Annotated in this window: 6 protein-coding genes; 3 read left to right on the top strand and 3 right to left on the bottom strand. The window is 54.9% G+C overall.

From position 1 onward, the window contains the following. Positions 1-250: 250 nt before the first annotated feature. Positions 251-1171: a LysR family transcriptional regulator gene (locus ABLV11_RS05695; RefSeq protein WP_004103805.1), complete on the bottom strand. Its 921-nt coding sequence runs from the start codon at positions 1169-1171 to the stop codon at positions 251-253. Positions 1172-1340: 169 nt separating this feature from the next. On the opposite strand from ABLV11_RS05695, the gene ABLV11_RS05690 reads away from it, so the two are divergent. Continuing rightward, positions 1341-1658: an RcnB family protein gene (locus tag ABLV11_RS05690; RefSeq protein WP_004103807.1), complete on the top strand. Its 318-nt coding sequence runs from the start codon at positions 1341-1343 to the stop codon at positions 1656-1658. Positions 1659-1717: 59 nt separating this feature from the next. Here the strand turns inward: ABLV11_RS05690 and ABLV11_RS05685 are convergent, their stop codons facing one another. Both ABLV11_RS05685 and apbC read right to left on the bottom strand, forming a co-directional pair. Then, complete coding sequence (locus tag ABLV11_RS05685; protein ID WP_004114049.1) at positions 1718-2047, bottom strand: hypothetical protein; 330 nt, start codon at positions 2045-2047, stop codon at positions 1718-1720. A gap of 351 nt (positions 2048-2398) precedes the next feature. Next, the gene (apbC, locus tag ABLV11_RS05680) at positions 2399-3508 is read right to left on the bottom strand and encodes an iron-sulfur cluster carrier protein ApbC (protein WP_004103811.1); all 1110 of its coding nucleotides are present in this window, start codon (positions 3506-3508) and stop codon (positions 2399-2401) included. Between the two features lie 151 nt (positions 3509-3659). Here apbC and metG point away from each other — a divergent pair, with 151 nt between their 5' ends. Together metG and ABLV11_RS05670 are read left to right on the top strand one after the other, a co-directional pair. Continuing rightward, a complete protein-coding gene (gene metG / locus ABLV11_RS05675; protein ID WP_016809243.1) occupies positions 3660-5693 on the top strand; it encodes a methionine--tRNA ligase in 2034 nt (677 codons plus the stop codon). 147 nt (positions 5694-5840) lie between these two features. After that, positions 5841-6344, top strand: coding sequence for a DUF1307 domain-containing protein (locus tag ABLV11_RS05670; RefSeq protein ID WP_053092355.1), 504 nt, complete (start codon positions 5841-5843; stop codon positions 6342-6344). Positions 6345-6442 lie beyond the last annotated feature (98 nt).

The following is a 6442-nucleotide window of genomic DNA, read 5'->3' as shown; positions in this document are numbered from 1 at the left end:
GCTACCGGCCCGCAGATTGCTGTGAACTCGTAGCCCGGCTAAGCGCAGCGCAAGCCGGGAAAAAACCACGCCGATGCTTCACCCTGATACCGTTCCCGAAGGTGGTGCTGGCGCGCCTTGTCCTGGCTACCGGCCCGCAGATTGCTGTGAACTCGTAGCCCGGCTAAGCGCAGCGCAAGCCGGGAAAAAACCACGCCGATGCTTCACCCTGATACCGTCCCGGAGGCGGTGCTGGCGCGCCTTATCCGGGCTACCGGCCCGCAGAGAGCGCGCTGGAATTAACCGCTTCGCACGCCTCTTTCACCGCCTCATACAGCAGCCGTACCGCAGGCGAAAGCTGTTTGCGGTGCGGGCAAATCATATTCAGCGGCACCACGTCGCCCTGGTAGTGCGGCAGCAGCACCTGGAGTCGCCCTGCACGAATATCGTCGCCGACGTCGAGTTCAGATTTGTACGCAATCCCCTCACCGGCAATCGCCAGGCGGCGAATCACCTCCGCATCATCGCTCACGATAGTACCGGAAACCTGCACGTGGTGTACTTTCCCTTCCCGGCTCAACGGCCAGCGGTCAAACGCCCTGCCGCGCAGCACGTAGGTGAGTGCATTATGTCGCGCCAGCTCTTCCAGCGTTTGCGGCTCGCCGTTTTCGGCTATCCAGCCGGGCGAAGCCACCAGCACTCGTCGGTTATCGGGCGCGACGGGCAGGGAGATAAACGAAGCATCGTCGTTATCGCCGTAGCGAAAGGCCACGTCCACCGGATCTTTAAACACGTCGGTCCGATGATCGGAAAACAGGATCCGCAGACGCAGCGCAGGATGACGCTGGCGAAAGCCGCGAAAAACGCGCAGAAGCAGGTTGCGCCCGAGATCGGACGGCACGGCAATTTGTAACGTACCGCGAACTTCGTCATCCGGCGTGCGGATTTTTTGCAGCCCGGCGTGCAGCGTATCGAGCATCTGCGTGGCGTAGGGCAGCCAGGCCTCACCTTCCGGCGTCAGGCGCAGGCTCCGCGTTGAACGGGCAAAAAGACGAATATTCAACGTCGTTTCCAGACGCTTGATCGCCGCACTAACCTGCGCCGGCTGCAGCCCGGCCTCTCGCGCCGCATCGCTGAAGCTGCTTAGCGCCGCAGCGCGGACAAACAGAGCCAGATCTTCCAGCCTTAACATAGACACTCCCGAACCCGGATTATTCTCAAAACTGGCGCAACCAGGCGAAAAACATCGTTGCCTCACCGTTTGCTTACACTTTTAACGAAACCAACGCTTGCCATTTCCTTGAGGTATCAGGAATCATACGAGGCTGCGATTGAGTGTCCAGGATAATAATGAGGAAACTATGCGTAAAACAAAAATGATGCTTCTGGGCGTACTGTTGGCATGCACCAGCGGAGCGTGGGCGGCGACCGGCGACGGCATTCAGAAATATGAGCTGGACGGAGTGACCGCAGACTTTAAACAATTCCACATCGGCGATACCGTTCCGCCGCTGTACCTGACGCCAGAATACAATATCAAACAGTGGCAGCAGCGCAATCTGCCGGCGCCGGATGCCGGCACGCGCTGGACCTACATGGGCGGGAGCTACGTCCTGATTACCGAAACCGAGGGGAAAATCCTCAAAATCTACGATGGCGAAATTTTCTATCATCGCTAAAAACGAAACGCCAGCGGACAAATTCTGCCGCTGGCATATCTTTTATCGTTGCTAAAGCGCTATTCGTTAAAGCGGTTTTGTTTGTGCATAAACTCCTCGACGGCAATATAGGCAGCGACCTGTTCGTAGAGCATTAAAATACTGAGTATCAGATCCCCGCCGCTGCGCAGTAAATCATCCGGCGCAGTGCGACTTTTATCATCCGATAAAAAAACTATCTGTTCATAAATTTCACAATATTCGCCATAAGCGCCAATCGGAAGGTCAGCCAGCGGGATATTTTCCTGACAATAACGCAGCGCGTCAGCGGCTTTCTCCGGCAGCGTGCGCGAATGCATAAAGATGACCAGAAGTTCCCGCAACTTAACGATTAGAGCAATATTATTCATCATGCACTCCGGAAATGTAGTACGGCGATATTTTCCTTCCATCGTTTTTATTGACGTATGACTGATGACTACCACATTCCGCCAAATAATAAAGCCAAATAAAATTCCTTTCGGCGAATTAAAATAGGTCACTGCTATGCTAATTAAGCTCGCACAAGCGCGGAGGGAAAACAATGTTAAGAGTATGTTTTGTTGATTAATCTCAACATCAGCAAATGTGAATAAAAATAAGTAATATTTAACACCACTATCATTCGCGCAGTGATTATTTTAGCGAAAGAAAACGGCGTTCGGCGGAGGTAAAAAAACCGCACGGCGCTTTGCGCCGCACGGTTCAGGATAGTGAGTGGACTATACCGCGCGGAAGGCGATCTCACCGGGGATAACTTCCCCCTGCCAGTACAGCTGCGCCGCGACGCGGTCTGCCAGCTGACGATAGGTCTCGGTAAACTCACTTTCCGGACGCGCCACTACCGTCGGGGTCCCTTTGTCGAGGTCTTCGCGCAGAGTGATGTGCAGCGGCAGCTGGCCCAGCAGCTGGGTGTGGTATTTCTCCGCCAGCTTTTGCGCGCCGCCGGTACCGAAGATAGGCTCGTGGTGCCCGCAGTTGCTGCAAATATGCATGCTCATGTTTTCCACGATACCCAGCACCGGTACCTCGACTTTTTCAAACATCACGATGCCTTTTTTGGCGTCGATTAGAGCGATATCCTGCGGCGTGGTCACCACTACCGCGCCGGTAACCGGAATATTTTGCGCCAGCGTCAGCTGAATATCACCGGTACCCGGCGGCATATCCAGCACCAGATAATCGAGATCCGGCCACAGGGTTTCCTGCAGCATCTGCATCAGCGCCTTGCTGGCCATCGGCCCGCGCCACACCATAGCGTTATCGTCGGTCACCAGATAACCGATGGAGTTGGTGGCAAGACCGAACTTCATAATCGGCGCCATATGGGTCCCATCTGGCGAGGTCGGACGCTGATCTTCCGCGCCGAGCATGGTCGGAATCGACGGGCCGTAAATATCGGCATCCAGAATGCCGACTTTCGCCCCTTCCGCCGCCAGCGCCAGCGCCAGGTTGACCGCGGTCGATGATTTACCCACCCCGCCCTTACCGGAGCTGATAGCGATAATATTTTTCACGCCGTTGATACCGGGCTGATTTTTTACCCGCTGAAGCGTGGCGATGCTGTGCGTCAGCTTCCAGTCGATAGCTTTGGCACCGGTAATGCGCAGCAGCTCGGCGCTGCACTGCTCCTTCAGAGCTTCAAAGGCGCTATTCCAGACGAACGGCATCTGAATTTCAATATGCACGGTTTCGTCCAGCCAGGCGACGTGATGCAGCGCCTTCAGCGTAGTGAGGTTATGTTTCAGGGTTGGGTGCTGGAAATTAGCCAGGGTCCCGGCGACCATCGCGCGTAGACGTTCGGGGGATTTGGCCTGGGATTGCGAACTCATCCCGACTCCTTTGTTATTGTGAGTTGAATCTTGTGCGTTAAGTTTACCTTAAAGGGAATAATTCCCCCACCATAAGCTTTGGGCTTACCAAATTATTGCCTTTGCGGTAACATCAAACCCCCTTTTTACAATAGAAGATGTAATGCCCACTATGACTCAAGTCGCGAAGAAAATACTGGTAACGTGCGCACTGCCGTACGCAAACGGCTCAATCCACCTCGGCCACATGCTGGAGCACATCCAGGCTGATGTCTGGGTCCGTTACCAGCGAATGCGCGGCCACGAAGTCAACTTCATCTGCGCCGACGACGCCCACGGAACCCCGATCATGCTGAAAGCGCAGCAGCTCGGTATCACCCCGGAACAGATGATTGGCGAAATGAGTCAGGAGCATCAGACCGATTTTGCTGGCTTCGACATCAGCTACGACAACTATCACTCCACGCACAGCGACGAAAACCGCGAGCTGTCGGAGCTTATCTATACGCGTCTGAAAGAGAACGGTTTTATCAAAAACCGCACCATCTCCCAGCTCTACGATCCGGAAAAAGGCATGTTCCTGCCGGACCGTTTTGTGAAAGGCACCTGTCCGAAGTGTAAATCACCGGATCAGTACGGCGATAACTGCGAAGTATGCGGCGCGACCTACAGCCCAACCGAGCTTATTGAACCGAAATCGGTCGTCTCCGGCGCGACGCCTGTGATGCGCGAGTCCGAACACTTCTTCTTCGACCTGCCGTCGTTCAGCGAAATGCTGCAGGCGTGGACCCGCAGCGGCGCGCTGCAGGAGCAGGTAGCGAATAAAATGCAGGAGTGGTTTGAGTCCGGCCTGCAGCAGTGGGATATTTCCCGCGATGCGCCGTACTTCGGCTTTGAAATCCCGAACGCGCCGGGTAAATATTTCTACGTCTGGCTGGACGCGCCGATCGGCTACATGGGTTCCTTTAAGAACCTGTGCGACAAGCGCGGCGACGCCGCCAGCTTCGATGAGTACTGGAAGAAAGACTCCACCGCCGAGCTGTATCATTTTATCGGTAAAGACATCGTTTACTTCCACAGCCTGTTCTGGCCGGCCATGCTGGAGGGCAGCAACTTCCGCAAACCAACCAATCTGTTCGTTCACGGCTACGTGACGGTCAACGGCGCGAAGATGTCCAAGTCGCGCGGAACCTTTATTAAGGCCAGCACCTGGCTGAACCACTTTGACGCCGACAGCCTGCGCTACTACTACACCGCCAAGCTCTCTTCGCGTATCGATGATATCGATCTGAACCTGGAAGATTTCGTGCAGCGCGTTAATGCCGATATCGTCAACAAAGTGGTGAACCTCGCCTCGCGCAACGCCGGTTTTATCAATAAGCGTTTCGACGGCATGCTGTCCGCCGAGCTGGCCGATCCGGCGCTGTACAAAACCTTCACCGATGCCGCAGCAAGCATTGGCGAAGCGTGGGATAGCCGCGAGTTCGGTAAAGCCATCCGTGAAATCATGGCGCTGGCCGACGTGGCGAACCGCTACGTTGACGAGCAGGCGCCGTGGGTGGTTGCCAAACAGGAAGGCCGCGATGCCGATCTGCAGGCCATCTGCACCATGGGCCTGAATATGTTCCGCGTGCTGATGACCTGGCTCAAGCCGGTTCTGCCGCAGCTGGCCGCCCGCGCCGAAGCGTTCCTCAACAGCGAACTGAGCTGGGAGGCCATTCAGCAGCCGCTGCTCGGTCACAAGGTTAACGCCTTTAAAGCGCTGTATAACCGCATCGAAATGAAGCAGGTGGAAGCGCTGGTCGAAGCGTCGAAAGAAGAAGTGAAAGCGCTGTCAGCGCCGGTCACCGGACCGCTGGCGGACGATCCGATTCAGGACACCATCACCTTTGACGATTTCGCCAAAGTCGATATGCGCATCGCGCTGATTGAAAACGCCGAGTTCGTGGACGGTTCCGACAAGCTACTGCGCCTGACGCTGGATCTCGGCGGCGAGAAGCGCAACGTCTTCTCCGGCATCCGCTCCGCCTACCCGGATCCGCAGGCGCTGATTGGCCGCCTGACGGTTATGGTCGCCAACCTGGCGCCGCGTAAAATGCGCTTCGGCATCTCGGAAGGCATGGTGATGGCCGCAGGCCCTGGCGGGAAAGATATCTTCCTGTTAAGCCCGGACAGCGGCGCCCAGCCAGGCCAGCAGGTCAAGTAATACCGCATACAGCGCTGCTCCGGCAGCGCTTTTTTTATAAATTCTGAAAATCCTCTTGCTGCCTTTTCATCGCTGCCGACACGCCTCATACTGCCCCACTGTTCAACAGTATCCAACAGTCTGATGATTTGCGGAAAAGGAATTCCCATGCGCTCAACCGCGAGATTGAAGCCCTTATTTGTTGCCCTCTTTTTATGCGCCAGTCTGGCAAGCTGCGATAAAAATGAAGATAAAACGTTTGTGCAGAAGATTGCTGAAAGTGATGCCCCGGAACAACACCAGACCTTCACGAACAATCTTAACGGCGTTGATGTAAAAATCACCTATTACTATAAAGGCGATGTCGTCCTGCGCCAGACGGCAGAAAACACCCTGCCCTATGATGTTCTTGCCGCCAAAAATAAAGAACATGCCAGAATGATCATCGAGCAAATTGCCGGGGCTTATCGGGAAACTGAGGGTGTCAGCGATGTTATTGAGTATTTTGACGATCGCGCCAGCGAACATATGACGATTGATTTCAGCAAAGCAAAAATCAGCGAGCTGTGTAAACTGCCGGGAATAAACATCACTGATTGTTCGGGAAAATATCTCTCGATGGCGCGATCTGAACGCCTCATTCTCAAGGATGGATTCAAAGCGGTTGAGTAGCGGATGAGTCCGCGCACGTCTTATCCTGCAGTAGGCTATCAAAGGTTTTCTCTGGCATAACGCGCGGCTCCGGCAGCGCTTTTTCATTTTATAAATTC

Origin of the sequence: Klebsiella sp. GW_Kp181 (assembly GCF_040062315.1) — a bacterium.
In the GTDB taxonomy this organism is placed as follows: Bacteria; Pseudomonadota; Gammaproteobacteria; order Enterobacterales; family Enterobacteriaceae; genus Klebsiella; species Klebsiella oxytoca.
This window is presented reverse-complemented; position numbering and strand designations above follow the sequence as displayed.